Genomic DNA, 23,692 nt, shown 5'->3' on the forward strand with positions numbered 1-23,692 from the left:
GGTAAGTGATTCGGGTGGCTGCGCGTAGCCAACACGCCTGCAACGTGAAATATGACGGGTACAAAACAACCCATCAAGCTATCCTATCGGGCCGGCTTCTGGCAACATAAACTCTCTCTGAGATTAAGGAAGCCGTATGGCTACAGCCAAACTGAAATTTCGTCTGCACCGCACCGCCATCATTCTGATTTGCCTGGCGTTATTGGTGCTGTTGATGCAGGGCGCCTCCTATTTTAGCCTGAGCCATCAGCTGGCGCGCTCCGAGCAGGTGGAGGATCTGGCGCAAACCCTGACGAAACAGGTCGCCTTCAGCCTGGCGCCGCTGCTTGACGACGACAGCGATATTGATAATCAGCGCATCGACGCAATCCTCACACAGATGACCGACCACAGCCGTATTCTGGACGCCAGCGTCTACCAACTGGACGGTACGCTGATCGCCCACGCCGGGGAAACCATCAGCGTACGTGACCGCCTGTCCCTCGACGGCAAACGTGCCGGCGGCTACTTCAACAATCAGCTGGTTGAAGCCATTAAAGGTAAAGACGGCCCGTGCGGCTTTATCCGCATCACCCTGGACACCCACGTGCTGGCGACCGAGGCCAAACAGGTGGATAACACCACCAACCTGCTGCGGCTGATGATGCTGCTGTCGCTGGCCATCGGCATTATTCTGGCGCGCTGTTTGCTGCAGGGCCGCCGCAGTCGCTGGCAGCAGTCGCCCTATCTGCTGACTGCCAATACGCCACTGGCGGAAAGCGACGACGAAAAACAGGAAAGCGCCGCGCCGTCATCCGGCGACAACGAAACGCGCAAGCCATAGCGTCTGCCGCGCATAAAAAACGCCGGTCAGGTTCGCACCCGCCGGCGTGATTGTCACCACGGCGGCAACACGCCGCCGACGGACCGCCTTACTCTTTGTCGCCCAGCAGCACAGATTCCAGCGCGATAACGATCATTTCGTTAAAGGTGGTCTGGCGCTCTGCGGAAGTGGTCTGCTCATGGCGCAGAATATGGTCGGATACGGTGCAGATGGTCAGCGCTTTACAGCCGTACTCTTCCTGCAGTTCCGCCACTACGCCGTAAATGCCGGCCGCTTCCATTTCCACACCCAGAATGCCGTACTTTTTCATCACCTGGAACATGTCCGGATCCGGCGTATAGAACAGATCGGCGGAGAAGATGTTGCCGACGCGCGCCGGGATGTTCTGAGCAGCGGCAGCGTCAACCGCGTTGCGCACCATGTCGAAATCCGCGATCGCCGCGTAGTCGTGATCTTTAAAACGCAGACGGTTCACTTTGGAGTCGGTGCAGGCGCCCATACCGATCACCACGTCGCGCAGTTTAATATCGTCGCGCACCGCGCCGCAGGAACCCACGCGGATCAGTTTCTTCACGCCGAACTCCGCAATCAGTTCACGCGCGTAGATGGAGCAGGACGGGATGCCCATGCCATGACCCATAACGGAAATTTTGCGGCCTTTGTAAGTGCCGGTGAAGCCCAACATGCCGCGCACGTTGTTCACTTCCACCGCATCTTCCAGGAAGGTTTCCGCGATATATTTCGCGCGTAACGGGTCGCCCGGCATCAGAACGACGTCTGCGAAATCACCCATTTCGGCGTTAATGTGCGGAGTTGCCATAATTATTTTCCTTATACTATCGTCATGAATAAAAATGCGCCGGGGTATTCCCCCGGCGCCAACTGCGTATTAGAACATAGTCTTGCCATATTCCATTGGCGACAGACCAAAATAATTCGCGACGGTCTGGCCAATATCGGCAAAGGTTTCGCGGTGGCCCAACGAGCCCGGTTTCACATTCGGGCCGTAGACCAGCACCGGAATGTGCTCGCGCGTATGGTCGGTGCCGCCCCAGGTCGGGTCGCAGCCGTGGTCGGCGGTGAAGATGATCATATCGTCGTCTTTCACCAGCTTCAGCAGCTCCGGCAGACGGCGGTCAAACAGCTCCAGCGCGGCGGCGTAGCCCGCCACGTCGCGGCGGTGGCCGTAAGAGGAGTCGAAATCGACAAAGTTGGTGAACACGATGGTATTGTCGCCGGCCTGCGCCATCTCTTTGACGGTGGCGTCAAACAGCGCGTCAATCCCCGTCGCCTTAACCTTTTTGGTAATGCCGACGTTGGCGTAGATATCGGCAATCTTGCCGATCGACACCACGTCGCCGCCCTTCTCATCCACCAGCTTTTTCAGTACCGTCGGCGCCGGCGGCTCGACCGCCAGGTCGTGGCGGTTGCCGGTGCGCTGGAAGTTGCCCGGCTTATCGCCGACGAACGGACGCGCGATCACGCGGCCGATGTTGTAGCCGCCTTCGGTCAGTTCTTCGCGGGCGATTTCGCACAGCTCATACAGACGCTCCAGGCCGAAGGTTTCTTCATGACAGGCAATCTGGAACACCGAGTCCGCCGAGGTGTAGAAAATCGGCTTGCCGGTCTTCATGTGTTCTTCGCCGAGCTGATCGAGGATCACCGTGCCGGAGGAGTGGCAGTTGCCGAGGTAGCCCGGCAGCTTGGCGCGCTCCACCAGCTTGTCCAGCAGTGCCTGCGGGAAGCTGTTGTGTTCGTCTTTAAAGTAGCCCCAGTCGAACAGTACCGGCACCCCGGCGATCTCCCAGTGGCCCGATGGCGTGTCCTTACCGGAAGAAAGTTCGCTGGCATAGCCGTAAGCGCCAATGATGTCGGCATTTTCGTCCAGCCCCGGCGGGAAGGTGCCGGTGGACTCCTGCGCCGCTTTGCCCAGACCAAGGCGGCTGAGGTTCGGCAGGGTCAACGGGCCGCTACGGCCGGTGTCTGCTTCGCCACGCGCGCACATTTCGGCAATGTGGCCCAGGGTATCCGAGCCTTTGTCGCCAAAACGTTCAGCGTCGGCGCTGGCGCCGATGCCGAATGAGTCCAGAACCATGATAAATGTACGTTTCATTGTCTTCTCCCGCGTGATTCCACGCTCTGACGGCGCAATGCGCGCCGCCTCGATTAATAAATGGCCTTACTGGGTGATGCGTTTATACACCACCGGCGTAGCTTCCGGCACCTGGTCGCTCAGCGTCATCGCACCGCGTACCGCTTCGGCCGCCTGCTGCCAGCTCTCTTCGTCGTTGGCATGGATCACCGCCAGCGGCTGTTTGGCGTCAATGCGCTCGCCCAGGCGAGCCACATCGGTCAGGCCGACGCTGTAGTCGATGCTGTCGGTGGCGCGGCGACGGCCGCCGCCGAGGGTCACCACCGCCATGCCCAGCTCACGGGTATCCATGGCGCTGACGATACCTTCACGCTCAGCGTACACCGGCTTGCTCAGCGTCGCCGTCGGCAGATAGCTGTCATAACGCTCGACAAAGTCGCTCGGCCCCTGCTGCGCCGCCACCATACGGCCGAAGATTTCCGCCGCCTTGCCGTTATCCAGCACCGCCTGCAGTTTGGCGCGTGCATCAGCGTCATCCTGCGCCAGGCCGCCGGAAAGCAGCATCTCCACGCACAACGCCATGGTGACTTCCAGCAGGCGCGGGTTGCGGTATTCGCCGGTCAGGAAGCGTACCGCTTCGCGCACTTCCACCGCATTGCCGGCGCTGGAAGCCAGCACCTGGTTCATGTCGGTCAGCAGCGCCGTGGTTTTGCAGCCGGCGCCGTTGGCGACGCCGACGATAGCCTGCGCCAAATCTTCCGACAGCGCATAGGTCGGCATAAAGGCGCCGGAACCCACCTTGACGTCCATCACCAACGCATCCAGCCCTTCCGCCAGTTTCTTGGCCAGGATCGAACCGGTAATCAGCGGAATGGAGTCCACGGTGGCGGTAATATCGCGTGTGGCATAGAAGCGTTTGTCCGCCGGCGCCAGCGAGCTGGTCTGGCCGATAATCGCAACGCCGACCTCTTTGATGATTTTACGGAAAGCGCTGTCATCCGGGAAGATATTAAAGCCGGGAATGGCCTCCAGTTTATCCAGGGTGCCGCCGGTATGGCCCAGGCCGCGGCCGGAGATCATCGGCACGTAGCCGCCGCAGGCCGCCACCATCGGGCCGAGCATCAGCGACGTCACGTCGCCCACGCCGCCGGTAGAGTGCTTGTCCACCACCGGGCCGTTGAGATCCAGGCTCTTCCAATCCAGCACCGTGCCGGAATCGCGCATCGCCATGGTCAGCGCCACGCGCTCAGGCATGGTCATATCATGAAAATAGATGGTCATCGCCAGCGCGGCAATCTGCCCTTCGGAGACGACGTTATCGCGGATACCGTTAATAAAGAAGCGAATCTCTTCTTCGCTCAGCGGCTGACCGTCGCGTTTCTTACGAATAATTTCTTGTGCCAGGAACAAAATATCCTCCTGCAATCTGCGTGTGTAGAGTTATCAAAGACGCCCCGGACGCGCTGGGACGAAAGCGAGAATCAGTAGCCGCTGCCGGACGTTTGCGCGCTGTAGCCCAGCGTGGTCAGCAGGCTGGCCAACAGGCTGGAAGCCCCGAAGCGGAAATGCCGTGCATCCGCCCAGTCTGCGCCCATGATACGCGCGGCAAGTTGCAGATAATGCTGCGCCTCTTCCGCGGTGCGCACGCCGCCGGCCGGCTTGAAGCCCACCTGCTCGCCGACGCCCATATCGCGGATCACCGACATCATCAGCTCGGCGCTTTCCAACGTGGCGTTCACCGGTACTTTGCCGGTGGAGGTTTTAATAAAATCCGCCCCGGCGTTGATGGAGATTTCAGACGCTTTGCGGATCAGCGCCGCGTCTTTCAGCTCGCCGGTTTCGATAATCACTTTCAGCAACACATTCGCTTCGGCGCAGGCCTGCTTGCACTGCTTCACCAGCTCAAAACCGACCTGCTCATTGCCGGCCATCAGCGCGCGGTATGGGAACACCACGTCGACTTCGTCGGCGCCGTAGGCGATCGCCGCACGGGTTTCCGCCAGCGCAATGTCGATATCATCGTTACCGTGCGGGAAGTTGGTGACGGTGGCGATGCGGATATCCGGCGTGCCCTGCTCGCGCAGCGTTTTGCGGGCGATGGGGATAAAGCGCGGATAAATGCAGATGGCGGCGGTATGGCCCGCCGGGCTGTTCGCCTGACGGCACAGCGCGATCACCTTCTCGTCGGTGTCGTCGTCGTTCAGGGTGGTTAAATCCATCAGGCTCAGCGCGCGTTGCGCTGCGGCGGTTAATTCGGTCATAAAACTCTCCAACTTGAGCTGCTTGCTGTTGGCGAGCGGACTTGGTTCCGTGAAGATAGCGCGGGGTAATCACTTCCCCGGGGGCAACTGAGGTCCTTCTCACCGCACATTAGGCTAGACGTGCAAACAGCCTGTAGTAACGATTAGAACACGCCGGTAATACGCCGACCGCGTTCAGGTGTAAAAATCCAATGGGGTAACGCTCTAACAGTCAGAGATTATATGTGAAAATAATCACAAAATAACGCGATATTGTTCACAGAATAACAAAAGCCTCACGGCGCGGCGTTCCTGGCCTTGCCTAACGGGCTTGCTTCCCCGCCGCCAACGTGGCGACGGAGAAGCAGAACAGCGCCCCGCAAGTATAGTTTACAGCGCCAGGAAGAACCCGGCGATGGTCGCGCTCATCAGGTTAGACAGGGTGCCGGCCACCACCGCCTTCAGACCCAGGCGCGCAATATCATGACGACGGTTAGGCGCCATGCTGCCTAAACCGCCCAGCAGAATCGCCACCGAAGAAAGGTTAGCGAAACCACACAGCGCAAACGAAATGATCGCCTTGGTGTGGGCGGACAGCACCTGCAAGCCGTCGGCCGTCACCGCCTCATCCGGGCGCAGATAGGCGCCGAAGTTCATAAAGGCGACGAACTCATTGACGATAATCTTCTGGCCGATAAAGGAGCCGGCGGTCATCGCCTCGCTCCACGGCACGCCGATCAGGAAGGCGATTGGCGAGAAGATCCAGCCCAGCAGCAGTTCCAGCGACAGCTGCGGATAGTTGAACCAGCCGCCGATGCCCCCCAGCATACCGTTCAGCAGCGCGATCAGGGCGATAAACGCCAGCAGCATCGCGCCGACGTTCAGCGCCAGCTGCATACCGGACGCCGCGCCGGACGCCGCCGCGTCAATCACGTTTGCCGGGCGCTCTTCCTCGGCGATCAGTTTGGTCGCATCGTCCGTATCATGGGTTTTTTCCGTTTCCGGCACCATCAGCTTGGCGAACAGCAAACCGCCCGGTGCGGCCATAAAGGAAGCGGCGATCAGGTATTCCAGCGGCACGCCCATCTGCGCGTAGCCGGCCAGCACCGAACCCGCCACCGACGCCAGGCCGCCGCACATCACGGCAAACAGCTCGGAGTGCGTCATGGTGGCGATATACGGCCGCACCACCAGCGGCGCTTCGGTCTGACCGACGAAAATATTGGCGGTCGCCGACAGCGACTCGGTGCGCGAGGTGCCCAGCACTTTCTGCAGGCCGCCGCCCAACACGCGGATCACCAGTTGCATAATGCCGAGGTAATACAACACGGCGATCAGCGACGAGAAGAATACAATCACCGGCAGCACGCGCAGCGCAAAGATAAAGCCGCCGCCGCCGAACAGTTCGAACATCTTGTCGGACACCAGTCCGCCGAAAATAAACGAAATGCCCTGGTTGCCGTAGGCGATCACATTGGCCACCCCTTCCGACATCCCGCCCAGAATGCGCTGGCCCAGCGGTACGTACAGCACCAGCGCCCCGATGGCAATTTGAATAATAAAGGCGCCGAGCACGGTGCGCAGGTTGATCGCCCGCCGGTTGCTGGAAAGCAGCACCGCGATCGCAATTAACACCGCCATCCCAATCAGGCTCATGATGAGTTGCATGCAAAGTATCCCTGTGGTGAAAAATAAACAGATTCTGCCCGGCATTATTGTGGGCTAACTATTGGTAACGGGGCGGGATTATACTGAGCAATATTGCGCCAGACTCGTCTTACATCACAAATGCATACAAGCAAGCGCAAACGAAAATCTTATAACGTGATTCAAATCACACTTTAACCATCAGAACGGCGGCTATAGCGCAAACAGGGATTGGGTATTTTGCTGAAGTTGATCGGCAATCTGCTCGGGCGGTTCCGAACGCAGCTGACACAGCACCTGAAACACCTCGGCAGCGCGTTCCGGCCGGTTAGGCTCGCCCTGATGGCCGGCCAGCGGCATATCCGGCGCATCGGTTTCCAGCAGCAGCGCGCTGAGCGGCAGCTGCGCCATCACCGCACGGGTTTTCTGCGCCCGCTGATAGCTGATGGTGCCGCCGACGCCGATAAAATAGCCCAGGCGTACAAACGCCTGCGCCTGCGACAGACTGCCGGCAAAGCCGTGCACCACGCCGCAACGCGGTAGGTCGGCGCGCCGCAGTATGGCGGCCAGCGGATCGTGGCTGCGGCGTGAATGCAGAATCACCGGCAAGTCATGGCGTTTAGCCAACTGCAGCTGGGCGCGCAGCAGCGTCTGCTGACGCGCAAACTGCGGTTCGTCCATATACAGATCCAGGCCGATTTCCCCCACCGCCGCCAGTTTGGGCGGCCGTGCGGCCAGCCAGTCGGCCAGTTGCGCCAGCTGCGCGTCATGGTGCTGTGCGATATACAGCGGGTGCAGCCCCAGCGCGGCGTACAACGGTGGGTACTTCTCCGCCAGTCCCGCCACGCCCGCAAAGCGATCGGCAGTGACCGACGGCACAATAATTCGCTCCACGCCGGCCGCCGCCGCGCGCCGCAGGCTCTCCGCCTCGTGGCCGCTGAAGGGCGGGAAATCAAAGTGGCAGTGGGTATCGGTAAAACGCAGGCTCATAGCGCCTCTCCCTTGCCGCCCGGCAGTTCGTCCGGCGGCAGACGCATCTCGGCGGGCGCCGCCGCGGCCGGCGGCGTGACTTCACTGACGATCGGCGACGGCATATTCAGGCTTTCCGGCTGCAGCAAACGCCGCGACAGCGGCCGTTTCACCATAACGCCGTCGCCCTCTTCCGCCGCCTGCAGCCAGTGGCCGACGGTCGCCAGAAAATAGCGACCGCAGCGCCGGCCCAGGTGATAGTCGCGATTAAGCGACGACAGGCGACTGCCAAGCGCATTGCTCGCCAGCGGCTTCGGCGGGAAGATTTCAAAGATGCGCAGGTCGCCCGGCGGTTTCTCAATAAACTGCTGAATACGGTGGTAGCTCTGCTCATGCTGACGCATGATGCGCACCATCTGCTGCAGGCTGCTTTCGCTCAGCCACTGCTCCATCCGCTTCATCCACTGCGGCGTATAGTACATCTGCGACGGCACGGTGCGGATCACCACGATGGTATCCGCGCCGCGACGGTAGGCTTCCTCCACCGGAATCGCGTCGCTGATGCCGCCGTCCTGATAACTGACGCCGTCCAGATCGACGCCCATACGGTAAAAACCCGGAATGGCGCTGGAGGCTTTAATCGTCGGCAGCCAGCTGGCGCGCCGGGCGGGGAAATAGGTCGGTTCGAAGTCGTCACTGCGGCAGGCGCACATCAGAAACTCACGCCCGTCGTGGAACTGTTGTTCCGCCGTGTCCATCGCTAGCGGCAGCTGCTGCGAGGTGATATTCACCAGCCAGTCGAGGTCGATCAGGTGGCCGCCGCGCACAAAGCGCAGGGGATTAAAGAAATCGGCGGTAGTGGTATAGCGGGTGATCACCCGACGCGCGTAACCCATCTGTCCGCAAATAAAGGCGGAAAGGTTCTGCGCACCGGCGGAGGTGCCGATCATCAGTTCAAAAGGGTTGAAGCGGGCACGCTGGAACTCATCCAGTACGCCGGCGGTGAAAATACCGCGCTGCCCGCCCCCTTCGCATACCAGCGCCAGTTTGCCAGGCCGGTATGGTTTATACGCCAGCGGCTCAATATTGCCGAGCGTGATGGGTATTCTGTAGCCCAACCTGGGTTCCTCAGTAAGGTGTTTTTTCTGAGGATACCTCTTCTTGCTCTCTTCCGTAATCTTCTTGCAGTATCCCGGAGAGACAGTCGTTACTGCCGCTCAGCCATGCACAGTCGCTGCCGGAAAGCTCAGCCCAGGCCTGCCATAGCTGGCCTCTGAGCTGTTTCCAACGTCCGAGAATAATATCGCTGTTCACGATCTGCCCCCCTACTGCCAGAAAAGGACTCAAGATTTGTTACACTTTGCCCACCGGCTAAGGACGACGGCGGCCGGTAAACAGACTGATCAGGAACAGAATAATCCCGACCACAAACACCACTTTTGCCGCCCAGGCGGCGGTGCCCGCCAAACTGCCAAAGCCCAATGCCGCGGCAATCAGCGCAACCACCAAAAAGATAATGCCCCAACGAAACATAAGCCTCTCCTTACCGTAGAGGCGCAGCCTGCGCGCCCGTGATGAAACGCATCAAGGGGGCCGGATACCGGCCCCCTGCTGACAGAGTTCGCCGCGATGGGCTGATTATGGCTTAACGGTCAGATCGTTCTTCACGCTCTTCACGCCGTCAATCGCCTTGGCGATGCTTTCCGCACGCTCAGACTGTTCCTGCGACTTCACTTCACCGGACAGCTGCACCACGCCGTCGGTGGTTTCCACTTTCACATTGCGCGAAGGCACGATGTCATCGGCCAGCAGCTTGGCTTTCAGCTCCGTGGTGGCAGCGGCATCACCGGCATAGGATTTTACCGACTGCTTGGCTTCATCTTTCACGTGCAGCTTATCGCTAACGGATTTCACGCCTTCTACTTTGCCTGCCACGGCGACCGCCTGCTCAGCCAGCGCCTGGCTGGCGACAAAGCCGCTCAGCGTCACAACGCCTTTTTCCGTTTTCACCGAAATGTCGTTGCTGGAAGAAATAGTCTTGTCCTGCACCAACGCGCTTTTCACTTTTGCGGTGATCGCGCTGTCATCCATATAGCCGTCGACTTTCTTCATTGAGCTGTCGACTTTTTGCATAGAGCTATCGATTTTGCTGCCAGTGCTATCAGCCACGCTGGATGCCTTATCGAGCAACGAACCTTCGGCCAGAGCGCTACCGCTCACCAGAACGGAACCCAATACGACAGCCATCATTGATTGTGCAAACTTGGTCTTTTTCATCGATCTCTTCCTTTTGTTGGTGAATCCCGAATACCTGCGGATTCTGTCGCCGCGATTCGCGCGGCTTTGATTCAGGGATACTTCACGATATCTGTTCGTTCGGCCATCCACGTCATGAATATTGCAACCGTCATGCCAACTTCAAACAACCATTAAAAATCAACAAGATAATATTTATCGCTGAAAAAACAGGCTAAATACTGTCGCTAATTAACGACATTATCCAGACGCATCAGAGACACCCTTACTAACCCATTGATTTTAAATAATACAGATTGTCTCCGATTGGCAACACTGCCGCATAAGGCGCTGGTTTTTTTACTAATCACAGAGATTTGGACTATTCATTGCGCAATTACGCCCTGCTAAATATAGCGCATCGCATAAAATTCGGCGGACGAAATGGAGCAATCTGAGGGACAGAGAAAACGGGAAAGGATGAGGGACGTTAATAAATAGCAACGGCCCGGCACCGATGGGATGCCGGGCCGCGACGAACATCAGTGCTCGCGGGTTTTGCGGAAGGTGACGTCCGGGTAACGCTCCTGCGTCAGGTTGAGGTTTACCATGGTCGGCGCGATATACGACAGGTTATCGCCGCCGTCCAGCGCCAGGTTCTGCTCATTCTTACGCTTGAACTCTTCGAACTTCTTCACGTCGTCGCACTCCACCCAGCGGGCGGTAGAAACGTTGACCGATTCATACACCGCTTCCACGTTGTATTCGGTCTTCAGACGCGCCACCACCACATCGAACTGCAGCACGCCGACCGCGCCGACGATCAGATCGTTATTGGCGATCGGTCGGAACACCTGCACCGCGCCCTCTTCCGACAGCTGCACCAACCCCTTCAGCAGTTGCTTTTGCTTCAGCGGATCGCGCAGGCGGATACGGCGGAACAGCTCCGGTGCGAAGTTCGGAATACCGGTGAACTTCATGCTTTCACCCTGAGTAAAGGTGTCGCCGATCTGAATGGTGCCGTGGTTATGCAGGCCGATGATATCGCCCGGGTAGGCTTCTTCCACGTGTGAGCGGTCGCCGGCCATAAAGGTCAGCGCGTCCGAAATCACCACGTCCTTGCCGGTGCGCACCTGACGCAGCTTCATGCCTTTTTCATAGCGGCCGGACACCACGCGCATAAACGCCACGCGGTCGCGGTGTTTCGGGTCCATATTGGCCTGAATCTTGAACACAAAACCACTGAACTTCTCTTCCGTTGCCTTCACTTCGCGGCTGTCGGACTGACGCGGCATCGGCGTCGGCGCCCAGGACACCAGCCCGTCGAGCATATGGTCGACGCCGAAGTTGCCCAGCGCGGTGCCGAAGAACACCGGGGTCAGTTCGCCGGCCAGGAACGCTTCCTGCTCAAACTCGTGCGACGCGCCCTGCACCAGCTCCAGCTCTTCACGCAGCTGCGCGGCCAGCTCTTCGCCCACCGCTTCGTCCAGCTCCGGGTTATCCAGCCCTTTTACCACCCGCACGTCCTGAATGGTGTGGCCCATGCCGCTCTGATAGAGGTAGGTTTCATCCTTGTACAGATGGTAAACCCCTTTAAACAGCTTGCCGCAGCCGATTGGCCAGGTGATTGGCGAGCAGGCGATTTTCAGTTCGCGCTCGACTTCATCCATTACTTCCATCGGATCGCGGATATCGCGGTCCAGTTTGTTCATAAAGGTCAGGATCGGCGTATCGCGCAGACGGGTGACTTCCATCAGCTTGCGGGTACGATCCTCAACGCCTTTCGCGGCGTCGATCACCATCAGGCAGCAGTCCACCGCGGTCAGGGTGCGGTAGGTATCCTCGGAGAAGTCTTCGTGCCCCGGGGTATCCAGCAGATTGACCAGGCTGTCGCGGTACGGGAACTGCATCACCGAGGTGGTGATGGAGATGCCGCGCTGCTTTTCCATTTCCATCCAGTCGGATTTGGCATGCTGGCTGGAGCCGCGGCCTTTTACCGTACCGGCGGTCTGGATCGCCTGTCCGAACAGCAGCACCTTTTCGGTGATGGTGGTTTTACCGGCATCGGGGTGCGAGATGATGGCGAAGGTTCTTCTTTTCGACACTTCGCGGGCAAATTCACTAGGAGACATGTTTTCACGTTTCTACGGTTAGTCCGCCCTGCGTCATCGTCATACGCCGTTGAGGGCGTCAAAGCAAAGCGGTGAAATGAATATAATAGCGGGTTATTTTCGCTGATTTGCCAACCGGTGACAATCAATGGATACGACGCGGCAAGATTAAACCTTCTGCCTATAGCCGGAAATCTGGCGACAACGTGGCCCAATGCTGGCGCAACACCGCTTTGTGACCGTCCGCCATCGGTAAGTCTTTCAATAACGCCGGCCATAAAGTGCGCGCCTTGTCGGTGGCATCCACCAGATGCACCCGTATCGCCGGCCAGGGAATACCGATACGCTCGGCCCACCGCTCAAAAGTTTGCATTGAAATCATTGGCCAACGCTTTTCCCTCGCCATATTAAGCGCAGATGCTGACTCATCCGGGAGATAAACCCGCGTGCTGACAATGTCATAAGCCGGGGAAAGCCGCACGTCGGTTTGGTGAGGATAAAAAATTGACCAGTTTTTGAGGTGGGCATCGCCATTAGCGAGCATAACGTTTGCCAACAGTCGTCGCGCCATCTGCTGCACATCAGGTAAGGGTTCACTACTCCACGCATAGAGATAGGCCGCTATCTGCTCGTAATTTTTTCCACGATATTTATCGTGCGCATAAAGGTCGAAGATTTGGGCAAAATCCTCCGTATGCACCCGTCCGCTTTCACTACGATCGAAACGACGGATAGCATAAGCATAAGATTCATCAGCCAGGCGGATATCAGGTAAATTATCCAACTGTCCCAACGCAACCAGCTCAATATCAGGAATATCCACGCCTAATCGCATTAGCGGCAAGCGCGCGTGCTTCCAACGCGCCCGGCAAGTTGTCGCCGGCCCATGCCAGCAAAGGAAATTCTTCATCAACATGCACTTTCAACGATTGCGCTAACCAACTGCGCAGTGCCCCTTCGGGCAACAAATTGGATAAAACGGGAGGAAGACGCTGAGATAACTGCAAAACCTGTTCAAGATACCCCGGGTGCGCCCGCTGCCTCAGGGTAAACAACGGACGACTATCCTCCGGCAAAGCAATATATTGCGGATCGAAGGTGAGGATATTTCTTCCTCCGCTATAATGCGCCAGCACGCCAACACGCACGCCATGCAAAATCAAAGCTAATGCCTGCACCGATTCAACCTGCCGTTGCCCCTTCATCCGCTAGTCCTCGAGATCTTTCAGCTTTTTTTCAAACCCCTGCAACACATCCGCTTTCGACGTTATACCCATTTCCTGTTGCAGTAACGTCTCTACGTCACCGGCATGCCTTTTCGGCACGATAACATATTCCAAATCCATCGCCGCCAATATCCGTAGCAGAGTGCTCATCCTAATATCACTGCCGGATTCAATACGCTGATATTGCTGCTGCGTCATACCAATCTTCATCAAAAAGTCTTTTTGACTCCAGCCCAACTCGGTGCGCTTTTCTTTCAGAATCCTTGATATATCTGATAATTGTCGCATCCCTCACCTCAAAACAACGAATTAATTGTATTTCTCATCTATAAACAACAAATTAGTTGTAATGCTGGTTAAAAACAACCTATTTATTGTATATGTCACAAAAAACAATCAATTGGTTGTAAATAGGGAGGGGAACAATAAATAAGTTATTTACGGCTCAGCCCAGCGGCAACGCCATCACGATCGCATCCTCACGCCCGCCGGCGGCAGGGTAATAGTTGCGGCGCACCGTGACTTCATTGAAGCCCAGATCGTTATACAGCGCCAGCGCGCTGCGGTTCGAAGCGCGCACCTCCAGCCACAGCGTAACCACGCCGCGCGTTTCCAGCTCGGCGATCAGCGCACTCAGCAGCGCGCGGCCGTAACCACGGCGCTGCTGCTGCGGATCGATGGCGATATTGAACAGCGTCGCCTCATCCAGCACGATCTGGGTAATGGCAAAGCCGGCCATCTGACCGTCGGCGTCCAGTTTCAGGTTGAGGTAGCGTTCGCCCTGGTTACTTGCAAAGGTGGCCTGCGTCCAGGGAAAGGCGTGGCTGGCCTGTTCAATCTTGAAGGCGGTGGCCAGGTCGGCCGCCGTCAGGGTGGAAATGTTGTTCATGATGACAAATCTGCTGCCAGAGTGCGCGTTTCGCACCCGCATCGAGAGAAAGCTCGGCCAGCGCCGGGCTGTATAGCTGCGCGCCGGCCACCGCAAGCGGCTCCGTGACGCCCAGCCGCCAACTGTTGCATTCCGTGTCTTCCGGCAGCATCGCCGCCTGTTCCGGCGTCAGACCATAGGTTTGCGCCGGCGTCAGCCCCAGGCTGCGCAATACGTCGCAAAACAGCGCATCATCCGGCGCGGGCAACGCCGCAGCCACCACCAACAGGCGCGTTTCCGCCGGCAGACCGATCGCCACTTCGCCCTGCAACACGGCCGGGCGGCGCAATGTCCACTGCGTAATACCCAGTTGTTGTAACAGCCAGTCGCGTTGAGATGCCATGCCGATTCCTGTCAGGAGCTACCGTAAGCGCGTTATGCTAACAAACCCGCGCGGCCAACGCACCTGCAGCTTGCAGCATGACGGGTAAATTCAAGTTGCGGGAAGACGGCAGGGAAAGAATCCCGATGAGCTGACTCAGGTCAGTGATTCGGGTGACTGAACGCAGCCAACGCATCTGCTGTTTAAAGTATGACGGGTAGATACCCTAAATAATTCGAGTTGCAGGAAGGCGGCAAGGGAAGGAATCCCGATGAGCTGACTCTGGTCAGTGATTCGGGTGACTGAGCGCAGCCAACGCATCTGCAGCTCGAAGTATGACGGGTAACGGGTATAAATTCATCGAACATCGCTGCACAACGCTCTATAATCCCCCGCTTAATCTTGAGGAGCCGAAACCTGATGTCTGCATTAACCCCCGCCAGCGAAGTGATGCTGCGCCACAGTGATGAATTTACCGAACGCCGCGTACTGTTTGCCGGCGATCTGCAAGATAGCCTGCCTGCCCAGTTCGAGGCCGCAGACGTACGGGTGCATACCCAGCAATATCATCATTGGCAGTTATTAAACCGGGCGATGGGCGACAATGTGCAGTTCGGCCTGACGGTCGACGCCGGGTTCGTGGCCGACTGCGATACGCTGGTTTATTACTGGCCGAAGAGCAAACAGGAAGCGCAGTTCCAGCTGTGCAATCTGCTGGCGCTGCTGCCGGTGGGCGCAGAAGTGTTTGTGGTCGGTGAAAACCGCAGCGGCGTGCGCAGCGCGGAGCAAACCGTCGCCGATCACGTGCAGCTGGTTAAAATCGACAGCGCGCGCCGCTGTGGTCTGTACCACGGCCGTATCGACAGCCGGCCGGCCTTTAACCTCGACGACTGGTGGCAGAGCTACGCGCTGCACGATCTGGAAGTGAAAACGCTGCCGGGCGTATTCAGCCGCGACGGTCTGGACGTCGGCAGTTCGCTGCTGCTGTCCACGCTGGAACCGCATATGAAAGGCAAGGTGCTGGATATCGGCTGCGGCGCCGGCGTACTCGCCAGCGTGATGTCGAAGATGTCACCGAAGGTGAAACTGACGCTGAGCGACGTCAACGCGGCGGCGGTCGCCGCCAGCCGGGCGACGCTGGCGGCCAACGGCATCGAGGGCGAGGTGCTGGTCAGCAACGTCTACTCCGATATCAGCGGCCGTTTCGATATGATCATCTCCAACCCGCCGTTCCACGACGGGCTGGCCACCAGCCTCACCGCGGCGGAAACGCTGATCCGCGGCGCGGTGAAGCACCTGCCGATCGGCGGTAAGCTGCGCATTGTCGCCAACGCCTTCCTGCCGTATCCGGACATTCTCGACGCCGTCTTCGGCAGCCACGAAGTGCTGGCGCAAAACGGCCGCTTCAAGGTGTATCAGGCTACCGTCGGTCGTCCGCCGCGCGCGCCGAAGAAGAAATAAGTCTTCAACCGATATCCCTGACGCCACGGCGTCAGGGATAACACGCATCAACGGTTAACGTAGCCCATCGATTCCTGCCCGTAACGCGCCCCGGCCGCTGCCTGCTGCGGGAATACCGCCTCAATCGCCGCCAGCTCCTGCGCGCTCAGCGCCAGCGACGCTGCCGCCACGTTCTCCTCCAGATAGCGCCGGCGTTTGGTGCCCGGAATCGGCACAATATGTTCGCCCTGCGCCATCACCCAGGCTAATGCCAGCTGCGACGGCGTGACGCCTTTAGCCTGCGCCAGTTCACTAACCTTCTCCACCAGTACCAGGTTACGGGCGAAATTATCCCCCTGAAAACGCGGATTGCTGCGGCGGAAATCATCTTCGGCCAGATCGTCAGGCCGCTGGATAGCGCCGGTCAGGAAGCCGCGTCCCAGCGGGCTGTAGGCAACAAAGCCGATGCCCAGCCGCTCGCAGGCCGCCAGTTGTCCCTGCAGCTCCACATCGCGCGTCCACAACGAGTATTCGCTCTGCAGCGCGGTAATCGGATGCACCTGATGCGCCCGCTCCAGCGTCGCCGCCGAGGCTTCGCTCAGGCCGATATGGCGGATCTTGCCCTGTTTAATCAGATCCGCCAGCGTGCCGACCACTTCTTCGATCGGCACCTCAGGATCCACCCGGTGTTGGTAGTAAAGATCGATCGTCTCAACCCCCAGCCGCTGCAGGCTGCCTTCCACCGCACGACGGATATACTCCGGCCGGCTGCAGACGCCGCGCGCCTGCGGATCCGCCGGGTCGCGCACAATGCCGAACTTGGTGGCCAGAAATACCTGCTCCCGCTTACCTTTGATCGCCTTGCCCACCAGCTGTTCATTGGTGTACGGCCCGTACATATCGGCGGTGTCCAGCAGGGTTACCCCCAGTTCCAGCGCCCGGTGCAGCGTGGCGATGGCCTCTTTTTCATCATAAGCGGTGGAGTAGAAATCGCTCATGCCCATGCAGCCTAACCCCAGAGCGGAAACGCTCGGGCCGTTGGAACCTAGTGTGCGCTGTTTCATCGTGTCTGCCTCGCGGTTGAATGTTTCGCCACTGAGTTTGGTTGTTAGCGCTGGGAAGATAAATCATGCATATTGTTCATCACTGTTCAAAAATCGCTAACAATCGCGGACGGGGATCGAAATGGATCAGATTCAGGCCATGCGTGTTTTCACCCGTATCGTCGAGCTGGGCAGCTTCAGCCGCACGGCGGAACGCCTGCAGCTGCCGCGCGCCACGGTCAGCAACGTGTTAAAGCGGCTGGAGCAGCAGCTTGGCGTACGCCTGCTGATCCGCACCACCCGCCAGGTGCAGGTCACCCATGAAGGCACGCTGTATTACCAGCGCTGCATCCAACTGCTCGGCGCGCTGGAAGAAGCCAACACGCTGTTCCGCCAGCAAAAGCTGCAGCCGTCCGGCCGGGTGCGCATCGATATGCCGCATTCGCTGGCACGCGAAGTGGTGATCCCGGCGCTGGAGGATTTCTACCGGCGCTACCCCGATATCACGCTGGCGCTGGGAGCCAACGACACGCAGGTCAATCTGCTGCGCGACGGCGTCGACTGCGTGCTGCGCGCCTGGAGCAGCGAGGACGACACGCTGGTGGCGCGCAGCATTGCGCAACTGCCGCAGATCACCTGCGCCTCACCGGACTATCTGCAGCGCTTCGGCACGCCGCGCTCGCTGGACGATCTGACCGGCCATCAGGCGGTAGGCTACTTCTCGCTCAGCAACAATCAGGACTACCCGCTGGAATTCTGCCGCGGCGGCCAGGTGGAACTGCGTACGCTGCCCGCACGGCTGAGCGTCAGCGGCGCCGACGCCTACGCCAGCGCCTGTCTGACCGGCCTGGGGCTGATCCAGGCGCCGCGCTACTCGCTGGCTCCGCGTCTGAAGCGCGGCGAACTGGTGGAAGTGCTGGCCGATACCCCGCCGCCGCCGATGCCGCTGCACATTATGTATCCGCCCGGCCGCTTTCTGGCGCCGCGCGTGCGGGTGCTGATTGACTGGCTGATCGAACTGTTTGCCGGGCGTCCGCTGCATGAGAAATAAGCGAATGGCGGCCAGATGAAAGAAATATGACGCTTTTTACAGCGATCGCCCCAAAACACCGAAATAACTATTGACGTGTTCGCCAAAATCTCTAGAATTCGGCCCCGTGGTGACATTGCTGAAATCAATGTTTCTGGTATGCGAAGGTGGCGGAATTGGTAGACGCGCTAGCTTCAGGTGTTAGTGTCCTTACGGACGTGAGGGTTCAAGTCCCTCTCTTCGCACCAAATAACCACAAGATTTATATTGCACAGCATCTGTGCGAAGGTGGCGGAATTGGTAGACGCGCTAGCTTCAGGTGTTAGTGTTCTTACGGACGTGAGGGTTCAAGTCCCTCTCTTCGCACCACGCTGGTGATATAAATCAAAATCAAGCAGTAACATCGACTGTGCGAAGGTGGCGGAATTGGTAGACGCGCTAGCTTCAGGTGTTAGTGTCCTTACGGACGTGAGGGTTCAAGTCCCTCTCTTCGCACCAATTGATGTCCTTTCTCATTGTTTCCCCGAATAAAAAACAGCAAAAATCAGCTAACACGCCCAGGCGTGGTTTTGTCATATCTGCGATTTGCCGTGCGCCGGCTTACGGCGTCAGATCGAAATGCAGACTGATGGCGGCCAGCCCGCCGGCCAGCGCCATGCAGGAAGGCAGCAGCAGATAGTGGCGCCAGCGGCTGTTGAACAGCATCACCAACGTCGCCAGCATGGCGATAACGATCAGGCTGCGCAGCTGCATCATGTCCAGGTTGACCATAGCCAGCAGCGGCAACAGGGCGCAGGGCAGCAGCACGCCCCAGGCGCTGGATAAACGCTCCCCCAAACACCAGGTCACGCCCCACAACCCACAGGCGGTAATCATGGCGGCAATCATGACGTCTTACCCTCAAGTGATAATGATAACCAATATCATATAACACTTCTTTTCACCCTGCACCTCTTTCGCGAGCGCCGGATGAAACGCGGATGACAACCCGGTGAAAAAGTGATAATTTGACTTAAGAATAATCCTAATATAATAATTTTTTAATAATAACATTGTGAAATTATACCGCCGATATTCCTTATTATCGATCGGGATATATACCCTAAATAATTCGAGTTGCAGGAAGGCGGGAAGGAATCCCGATGAGCTTAATCAGGTAAGTGATTCGGGTGACTGAACGCAGCCAACACACCTGCAGCTTGAAGTATGCCGGATATAATGACCTACTGCTCAATGTCGACTGCACGGACACACTAATAATGAATGCACGTTCTTATCAGGAACTGCTAAATAGCAAGCATCGGTTAGCGATATTACTGTTCTTGCTGATGAATATAGCCTCTTCCCTTTTCACCTTATTAATGCCGTTGAGAAATACCCCAGCCATCACCCCGCCGCTGTTCGGTATCCCCTTGTTTTGTCTGGCGGCGCTATTATTTACCTTACGCTCGCCGGGGAATTATATAAAACGGCTGGAGTATTTTTCCGGCGTATTAGGTCTGCTGTGGGCCGGACATATTTATATGAAAAGCCAATATCTGCTGCCGAATGTACAAAACTATCTGATTATTAGCCTGTTCAGCATCTTTTTTATCAGCGCGATTACCCTGACCGACAACGTCATCGCCTTCTGCCTGCACGCCGTGCCCTCCGCGCTGATTATCCTGCTGCTCGACAACCAGCATAATACCCTGCGCATCCTGTTTATCAGCGTGCTGCCGATTATCGCCTTTTCCATCCACCATCTGATGCTGAAACGCAGCGAATCCTTCACCTATGCGCTGGTCGCCCGCCTGTATGAAGAGCGTGACAAACTCAGCAACCTCAGCATGCTCGACCCGCTGACCGGCCTGTATAACCGGCGCGGGCTGGAAAACAAGCTGACGCTGCTGACCACGCCGCAAAGCGGCCTGCACTTTGTACTGCTGCTGGATATCGACCGTTTCAAAGCCTATAACGACCACTATGGCCATACCATGGGCGATCAGGCGCTGGTGAAGGTCGCCTGCGCCATCCGCGATGCGGTACGCTCGCGCGATATCGTGGTGCGCTACGGCGGCGAAGAATTTCTGGTGCTGCTGACCAACGTCAGTAAAGAATACGCCGCCCAGCAGGCAGAACAGATCCGCCTGCGGGTGCAGGCGCTGGCGATCCCGCACGGTTTCAATCAGCTGTCCGCCACCTACGTTACCCTCAGCGCCGGCATTTCACCGCTGGAGCAACTGGACGTGGACTCGGCCATCCGCGCCGCCGACAGCGCGCTGTACCAGGCGAAAAACAACGGTCGCAACAGCGTACGACTGGCGACGGCTCGCCCGTAAGTCAGGCGCGGCGCTGGCGCATGCCGTACGCCAGCACCACGACAAAGCACAGCAGCGGCAGCCCGTAGGCCAGCGCGGTGCTGTAACGGTCGGCGATGGCGCCCATGAAGTACGGCATCACCGCACCGCCGACGATAGCCATAATCATAAACGAGCTGGCGCGCTTGGTATGTTGCCCCATATTTTTCACCCCGAGGGCGAAAATGGTCGGGAACATAATCGACATAAAGAAGAACACCGCAATCAGCGCCACCACGGACACGCCGTCGATGCTCAGCATCACCACGCCGCACAGCACGATATTAATCAGCGCATAAACCATCAGCAGCGTGGCGGGCTTCACCCGCCCCATCAGCCAGGTGCTGAAGAAGCGGCCGAGCATAAAACAGATCATGGCGACCGACAGCAGATAAGATGCCCGCTGGTTAGAAACATCCGCCCAGTGTTCGGTGGCGTAGTTGATAAAGAACGCGCCGACGCCGACCTGAGCCGCCACATAGAAAAACTGCGCGATCACGCCGCCGGTAAAGTGACGCTGCCGCCACAATCCCTGCGCCGCCGCACCGTGCGCTGCGGGCGCCTCTTCACGAATATCCGGCAGCCGGGTGCGTCGGAACAGCAGGGCGATCGCCAGCACCAGCACGGCAATCACCACGTAGGTCATTTTCACCGTCCCCTGATCGCCGCCGCCGTCGTTGTGCATCGCCGAGAAAAACAGCGTGCCGCCGATCATCGGCCCGATAAACTGACCGAGACCGTTGAAAGACTGCGCCAGATTCAGCCGCCGCTCCGCGCCACCGGCATCACCCAATACCGTGGCGTAAGGATTGGCCGCCGTTTCCAAACAGCCCAGCCCGCAGGCGATAACAAACAGTGCGAATAAAAATAGCGCGAAACTATTGGCCGAGGCGGCCGGCACAAATAACAACGCGCCGACGGCATATAAACATAATCCGACTAATATTCCCGCCTTGTAACCGTGTTTATCCATAAAATAGCCGGCGGGCAGCGCCACCAGAAAATAAGCGCCGAAATAGGCCGCCTGCAATAATCCCGACTGCGCTTTGGTCACGTGCAGCGTTTCCTGAAAATGCTTATTCAGCACGTCCAATAATCCGTAAGACAATCCCCACATGAAAAACAGGCTGGTCACCAGAATAAAAGCCCAGCGCAAATTGCTACGTGCGCTGGCGCCCGTCTGCGCAGGCGCAGCGGTTTTATCAGCAAGCATAATCGTATCCCCGTTGTGTTAAATGACCCGCCGCAGCAACCACGCGCGGCGCGGCCGATTCATTGTTCGGTTAATGAGAAGATTTGCTCCATCACCACCCATTTTTCGCCCGGCGGCGTCCAGGGCGTTGCAACCTGATATTTCCACATCAACGCTTCCCAGCGCTGAACATCGGGGTTAAGCCGGCTGTCGCGCTCAAAACGTCCGGCGTCGAACGCGGCGCTGACCTCGACGACCATAAACAGCCGGGTGCCGAGGCGATAAATCTCCATCTCCAGAATGCCGTGGTCGCGCAAATGCCCGGCAATCTGCGGCCAGATACGCTGATGATGACGCTGATACTCGGCAATCAGCGCCGGTGAGTCGACCAGGTCGAGCGCCTGACAGAAGCGCCGCCGCTGCGCTGCGCCGCTCATGTAATCGCCCGGTCAAGGTGCAGATAGCCGCCGTCCACCGACAGCCACTGCCCGGTGGTGTGGGACGAACGGCCGGAGAGCAGGAATACCACGGTATCGGCGATTTCCTGCGGCGTGGTCATCCGCTGTCCCAGCGGGATGTGGGCGCTGATCTTCGCCAGCTGCCGCTGCGGCTGGTCGAAGGTGTCGATCCAGCGCTGATACTGCGGCGTCATCACCTCCGCCGGCACCACCGCATTGACGCGCACCTTGCTCTCCCGCAGCGACACCGCCCACTCGCGCGTCAGCGCCAGCACCGCGCCTTTGGCGGCGGTATAACCGCTGGTGCCGCCCTGCCCGCTCAGTGCGGTCTTCGAAGCGATATTGACGATCGCCCCCTGGCTGTCCTGCAGCGCCGCCTGGCACAGATGCGCCATCTGGTAATAGTGCAGCAGGTTTTTCTCCAGCGAGCCGAGGAACGCCGCGCGCCCGGCCTCCAGCCCCACGCCGTCATTCACGCCGGCGTTATTCACCAGCCCGTCCAGCCGGCCATAGCGTTCAAGCACCTGCGCCACCGCCTGCTGGCAGTCGCTCTCCCGGCACAGATCGGCCATCACCACGCTGCTGCGCGGCTGCAGCGCCGTCAGCCGGGCGAGAAACGCCTCATCCGGCGCTGCGTTGGTGACGATAGCCGGCACCGCGCCCTCCTGCGCCAGCGTCAGCGAAATCGCCGCGCCGATGCCGGAGCCGCCGCCGGTGACAATCACCACCTTATCTTCAAGATACAGATCCATCGTCAGACTCCGTTAAACCGTAAACCCGGCAGGCGCTGCCGCCCCAGATCGCCGCCTGTTGCGACGGACTCAGGGCGGCCAGCGCCTGCTCACACAGCCGGTAAACCTGCGGGTAGTCGCCCGCCAACAGGCATACCGGCCAGTCGGAACCGAACATCAGCCGCTGCGGGCCGAACGCCGCCAGCGCCTCTTCGAAAAACGGCAGCAGCTGCGCCGCCTGCCAGCGGCCGCCCGGCGCTTCGGTAATCAGGCCGGACAGCTTGCACGCCACGTGCGGCATCGCCGCCAGCGGCGCGATCTGCCGCGCCCAGTGCCGCGCGCCGGCGGCAATATCCGGCTTGCCCAGATGGTCCAGCACCAGCCAGTGGTCATCATGGCGGGCGGCAAAGCGCGCCGCATCGGCCAGGTGGCGGTGCGTCACCAGCAGGTCATAGACATAGCCCTGCCGCTGCAGCAGACGCATGCCCTGATGCACCGCCGGCCGTTCCAGCCAGCCGGCCGGGTCCGCCTCGTCCTGCACCAGATGACGTACGCCGCGCAGCAGCGGATGCCGCCGTTCCAGCCGCTGCGCCAGGTGCGGCGAGGCAATATCCAGCCAGCCGACCACGCCGCACACCCCACCGAGCTGCGGCGCCTGCGTCAGCAGCCATGCGGTTTCCTGCTCGCTGTGCCGCGCCTGCACCACCAGCGCACCGTCCAGCCGGTGCTGCTGTAGCCACGGCCGCAGCTGCGCCGGGCCGTAGTCGCGTTGCAGCACCGCCATGCCGTCGTCAATCCACGGATAGTCGGCGGGCTGGTAGCGCCAGTAATGCTGATGGGCGTCGATGCGTAACATCTTGGCCGCC

At 58.9% G+C, this 23,692-nt stretch carries 24 protein-coding genes, 3 tRNA genes and 1 pseudogene; 7 read left to right on the forward strand and 21 right to left on the reverse strand.

Going from position 1 to position 23,692, the window contains the following annotated elements; genetic code table 11:
- Window positions 1-136: 136 nt before the first annotated feature.
- On the forward strand, window positions 137-823 hold the full coding sequence (locus FO014_RS06805; protein ID WP_160028505.1) for a YtjB family periplasmic protein: 687 nt from the start codon (window positions 137-139) through the stop codon (window positions 821-823).
- An 88-nt stretch (window positions 824-911) separates the two neighbouring features.
- Here FO014_RS06805 and deoD read toward each other — a convergent pair whose 3' ends face one another.
- From deoD to FO014_RS06880, 15 genes and pseudogenes are all read right to left on the reverse strand, one after another.
- On the reverse strand, window positions 912-1,643 hold the full coding sequence (gene deoD, locus FO014_RS06810; protein ID WP_105229687.1) for a purine-nucleoside phosphorylase: 732 nt from the start codon (window positions 1,641-1,643) through the stop codon (window positions 912-914).
- 69 nt (window positions 1,644-1,712) lie between these two features.
- Entirely contained in the window at window positions 1,713-2,936 is a 1,224-nt protein-coding gene (gene deoB / locus FO014_RS06815; RefSeq protein WP_105229686.1) for a phosphopentomutase, read from the reverse strand.
- Between the two features lie 66 nt (window positions 2,937-3,002).
- Entirely contained in the window at window positions 3,003-4,325 is a 1,323-nt protein-coding gene (gene deoA / locus FO014_RS06820) for a thymidine phosphorylase (RefSeq protein ID WP_160028507.1), read from the reverse strand.
- A gap of 71 nt (window positions 4,326-4,396) precedes the next feature.
- Complete coding sequence (deoC, locus tag FO014_RS06825) at window positions 4,397-5,176, reverse strand: deoxyribose-phosphate aldolase (protein WP_160028509.1); 780 nt, start codon at window positions 5,174-5,176, stop codon at window positions 4,397-4,399.
- Window positions 5,177-5,545: 369 nt separating this feature from the next.
- Window positions 5,546-6,811, reverse strand: coding sequence for a NupC/NupG family nucleoside CNT transporter (locus FO014_RS06830; protein WP_201282935.1), 1,266 nt, complete (start codon window positions 6,809-6,811; stop codon window positions 5,546-5,548).
- Between the two features lie 204 nt (window positions 6,812-7,015).
- Entirely contained in the window at window positions 7,016-7,792 is a 777-nt protein-coding gene (locus tag FO014_RS06835) for a TatD family hydrolase (RefSeq protein ID WP_160028513.1), read from the reverse strand.
- The gene (locus FO014_RS06840) at window positions 7,789-8,889 is read right to left on the reverse strand and encodes a patatin-like phospholipase family protein (protein ID WP_160028515.1); all 1,101 of its coding nucleotides are present in this window, start codon (window positions 8,887-8,889) and stop codon (window positions 7,789-7,791) included. Before FO014_RS06840 ends, FO014_RS06835 begins: the two co-directional genes overlap by 4 nt.
- Before the next feature lie 10 nt (window positions 8,890-8,899).
- Complete coding sequence (locus FO014_RS06845) at window positions 8,900-9,085, reverse strand: CsbD family protein (RefSeq protein WP_160028517.1); 186 nt, start codon at window positions 9,083-9,085, stop codon at window positions 8,900-8,902.
- A gap of 57 nt (window positions 9,086-9,142) precedes the next feature.
- The gene (locus FO014_RS06850) at window positions 9,143-9,304 is read right to left on the reverse strand and encodes a DUF1328 domain-containing protein (RefSeq protein ID WP_015670813.1); all 162 of its coding nucleotides are present in this window, start codon (window positions 9,302-9,304) and stop codon (window positions 9,143-9,145) included.
- A gap of 105 nt (window positions 9,305-9,409) precedes the next feature.
- The gene (gene osmY / locus FO014_RS06855) at window positions 9,410-10,048 is read right to left on the reverse strand and encodes a molecular chaperone OsmY (RefSeq protein ID WP_105229679.1); all 639 of its coding nucleotides are present in this window, start codon (window positions 10,046-10,048) and stop codon (window positions 9,410-9,412) included.
- Window positions 10,049-10,548: 500 nt separating this feature from the next.
- Window positions 10,549-12,138 (reverse strand): peptide chain release factor 3, encoded by a 1,590-nt coding sequence (prfC, locus tag FO014_RS06860; protein ID WP_105229678.1) that lies wholly within the window; start codon window positions 12,136-12,138, stop codon window positions 10,549-10,551.
- Window positions 12,139-12,298: 160 nt separating this feature from the next.
- Window positions 12,299-13,322: pseudogene (locus FO014_RS06865) on the reverse strand (type II toxin-antitoxin system HipA family toxin).
- Between the two features lie 3 nt (window positions 13,323-13,325).
- A complete protein-coding gene (locus FO014_RS06870; RefSeq protein ID WP_105229676.1) occupies window positions 13,326-13,631 on the reverse strand; it encodes a helix-turn-helix domain-containing protein in 306 nt (101 codons plus the stop codon).
- 157 nt (window positions 13,632-13,788) lie between these two features.
- On the reverse strand, window positions 13,789-14,232 hold the full coding sequence (gene rimI, locus FO014_RS06875) for a ribosomal protein S18-alanine N-acetyltransferase (RefSeq protein WP_105229675.1): 444 nt from the start codon (window positions 14,230-14,232) through the stop codon (window positions 13,789-13,791).
- Complete coding sequence (locus tag FO014_RS06880) at window positions 14,177-14,614, reverse strand: DNA polymerase III subunit psi (RefSeq protein WP_105229674.1); 438 nt, start codon at window positions 14,612-14,614, stop codon at window positions 14,177-14,179. The genes rimI and FO014_RS06880 overlap by 56 nt, the downstream gene beginning before the upstream one ends.
- 399 nt (window positions 14,615-15,013) lie before the next feature.
- Between FO014_RS06880 and rsmC the strand changes: the two genes are divergently transcribed.
- Window positions 15,014-16,054 (forward strand): 16S rRNA (guanine(1207)-N(2))-methyltransferase RsmC, encoded by a 1,041-nt coding sequence (rsmC, locus tag FO014_RS06885; protein WP_105229672.1) that lies wholly within the window; start codon window positions 15,014-15,016, stop codon window positions 16,052-16,054.
- Between the two features lie 47 nt (window positions 16,055-16,101).
- On the opposite strand, the gene FO014_RS06890 is transcribed toward rsmC, so the two are convergent.
- Window positions 16,102-17,097 (reverse strand): aldo/keto reductase, encoded by a 996-nt coding sequence (locus FO014_RS06890; RefSeq protein WP_160028519.1) that lies wholly within the window; start codon window positions 17,095-17,097, stop codon window positions 16,102-16,104.
- Between the two features lie 121 nt (window positions 17,098-17,218).
- On the opposite strand from FO014_RS06890, the gene FO014_RS06895 reads away from it, so the two are divergent.
- From FO014_RS06895 to FO014_RS06910, 4 genes are all read left to right on the forward strand, one after another.
- Window positions 17,219-18,127 (forward strand): LysR family transcriptional regulator, encoded by a 909-nt coding sequence (locus FO014_RS06895; RefSeq protein ID WP_111737762.1) that lies wholly within the window; start codon window positions 17,219-17,221, stop codon window positions 18,125-18,127.
- A gap of 140 nt (window positions 18,128-18,267) precedes the next feature.
- A tRNA-Leu gene (locus tag FO014_RS06900) sits at window positions 18,268-18,354 on the forward strand.
- A 34-nt stretch (window positions 18,355-18,388) separates the two neighbouring features.
- Window positions 18,389-18,475: transfer RNA gene (locus tag FO014_RS06905), tRNA-Leu, on the forward strand.
- 42 nt (window positions 18,476-18,517) lie between these two features.
- Window positions 18,518-18,604, forward strand: a tRNA-Leu gene (locus FO014_RS06910).
- Between the two features lie 102 nt (window positions 18,605-18,706).
- Here FO014_RS06910 and FO014_RS06915 read toward each other — a convergent pair.
- Window positions 18,707-18,994, reverse strand: a complete 288-nt coding sequence (locus FO014_RS06915; RefSeq protein ID WP_160028521.1) for a DUF1435 family protein — start codon at window positions 18,992-18,994, stop codon at window positions 18,707-18,709.
- A gap of 371 nt (window positions 18,995-19,365) precedes the next feature.
- Here FO014_RS06915 and FO014_RS06920 point away from each other — a divergent pair, with 371 nt between their 5' ends.
- Window positions 19,366-20,427, forward strand: coding sequence for a GGDEF domain-containing protein (locus FO014_RS06920; RefSeq protein WP_160028523.1), 1,062 nt, complete (start codon window positions 19,366-19,368; stop codon window positions 20,425-20,427).
- A gap of 1 nt (window position 20,428) precedes the next feature.
- Here FO014_RS06920 and FO014_RS06925 read toward each other — a convergent pair whose 3' ends face one another.
- From FO014_RS06925 to FO014_RS06940, 4 genes are read right to left on the reverse strand one after another with little or no spacing between them, the layout of a single operon-like run.
- Window positions 20,429-21,658, reverse strand: a complete 1,230-nt coding sequence (locus tag FO014_RS06925; RefSeq protein WP_160028525.1) for a sugar MFS transporter — start codon at window positions 21,656-21,658, stop codon at window positions 20,429-20,431.
- A 59-nt stretch (window positions 21,659-21,717) separates the two neighbouring features.
- Entirely contained in the window at window positions 21,718-22,074 is a 357-nt protein-coding gene (locus tag FO014_RS06930; protein ID WP_105229666.1) for an L-rhamnose mutarotase, read from the reverse strand.
- Window positions 22,071-22,847, reverse strand: coding sequence for an L-fucose dehydrogenase (locus FO014_RS06935; protein WP_111737764.1), 777 nt, complete (start codon window positions 22,845-22,847; stop codon window positions 22,071-22,073). Before FO014_RS06935 ends, FO014_RS06930 begins: the two co-directional genes overlap by 4 nt.
- Window positions 22,831-23,682, reverse strand: a complete 852-nt coding sequence (locus FO014_RS06940) for an amidohydrolase family protein (protein WP_160028527.1) — start codon at window positions 23,680-23,682, stop codon at window positions 22,831-22,833. Before FO014_RS06940 ends, FO014_RS06935 begins: the two co-directional genes overlap by 17 nt.
- Window positions 23,683-23,692 lie beyond the last annotated feature (10 nt).

The sequence above is a fragment of the Serratia rhizosphaerae genome (genome assembly GCF_009817885.1).
Taxonomy (GTDB): Bacteria; Pseudomonadota; Gammaproteobacteria; order Enterobacterales; family Enterobacteriaceae; genus Serratia_B; species Serratia_B rhizosphaerae.

Bases quoted from the DNA above. Each gene is read 5' to 3' on its own strand.
- osmY (WP_105229679.1), bottom strand. From the start codon at position 10,048: ATGAAAAAGACCAAGTTTGCACAATCAATGATGGCTGTCGTATTGGGT.
- rimI (WP_105229675.1), bottom strand. From the start codon at position 14,232: ATGAACAACATTTCCACCCTGACGGCGGCCGACCTGGCCACCGCCTTC.
- FO014_RS06925 (WP_160028525.1), bottom strand. From the start codon at position 21,658: ATGCTTGCTGATAAAACCGCTGCGCCTGCGCAGACGGGCGCCAGCGCA.
- prfC (WP_105229678.1), bottom strand. From the start codon at position 12,138: ATGTCTCCTAGTGAATTTGCCCGCGAAGTGTCGAAAAGAAGAACCTTC.
- FO014_RS06920 (WP_160028523.1), top strand. From the start codon at position 19,366: ATGAATGCACGTTCTTATCAGGAACTGCTAAATAGCAAGCATCGGTTA.
- FO014_RS06880 (WP_105229674.1), bottom strand. From the start codon at position 14,614: ATGGCATCTCAACGCGACTGGCTGTTACAACAACTGGGTATTACGCAG.
- FO014_RS06915 (WP_160028521.1), bottom strand. From the start codon at position 18,994: ATGATTGCCGCCATGATTACCGCCTGTGGGTTGTGGGGCGTGACCTGG.
- FO014_RS06850 (WP_015670813.1), bottom strand. From the start codon at position 9,304: ATGTTTCGTTGGGGCATTATCTTTTTGGTGGTTGCGCTGATTGCCGCG.
- FO014_RS06935 (WP_111737764.1), bottom strand. From the start codon at position 22,847: ATGGATCTGTATCTTGAAGATAAGGTGGTGATTGTCACCGGCGGCGGC.
- FO014_RS06890 (WP_160028519.1), bottom strand. From the start codon at position 17,097: ATGAAACAGCGCACACTAGGTTCCAACGGCCCGAGCGTTTCCGCTCTG.
- deoC (WP_160028509.1), bottom strand. From the start codon at position 5,176: ATGACCGAATTAACCGCCGCAGCGCAACGCGCGCTGAGCCTGATGGAT.
- FO014_RS06930 (WP_105229666.1), bottom strand. From the start codon at position 22,074: ATGAGCGGCGCAGCGCAGCGGCGGCGCTTCTGTCAGGCGCTCGACCTG.
- deoB (WP_105229686.1), bottom strand. From the start codon at position 2,936: ATGAAACGTACATTTATCATGGTTCTGGACTCATTCGGCATCGGCGCC.
- FO014_RS06830 (WP_201282935.1), bottom strand. From the start codon at position 6,811: ATGAGCCTGATTGGGATGGCGGTGTTAATTGCGATCGCGGTGCTGCTT.
- FO014_RS06870 (WP_105229676.1), bottom strand. From the start codon at position 13,631: ATGCGACAATTATCAGATATATCAAGGATTCTGAAAGAAAAGCGCACC.
- rsmC (WP_105229672.1), top strand. From the start codon at position 15,014: ATGTCTGCATTAACCCCCGCCAGCGAAGTGATGCTGCGCCACAGTGAT.
- FO014_RS06805 (WP_160028505.1), top strand. From the start codon at position 137: ATGGCTACAGCCAAACTGAAATTTCGTCTGCACCGCACCGCCATCATT.
- FO014_RS06940 (WP_160028527.1), bottom strand. From the start codon at position 23,682: ATGTTACGCATCGACGCCCATCAGCATTACTGGCGCTACCAGCCCGCC.
- FO014_RS06895 (WP_111737762.1), top strand. From the start codon at position 17,219: ATGGATCAGATTCAGGCCATGCGTGTTTTCACCCGTATCGTCGAGCTG.
- FO014_RS06835 (WP_160028513.1), bottom strand. From the start codon at position 7,792: ATGAGCCTGCGTTTTACCGATACCCACTGCCACTTTGATTTCCCGCCC.
- deoD (WP_105229687.1), bottom strand. From the start codon at position 1,643: ATGGCAACTCCGCACATTAACGCCGAAATGGGTGATTTCGCAGACGTC.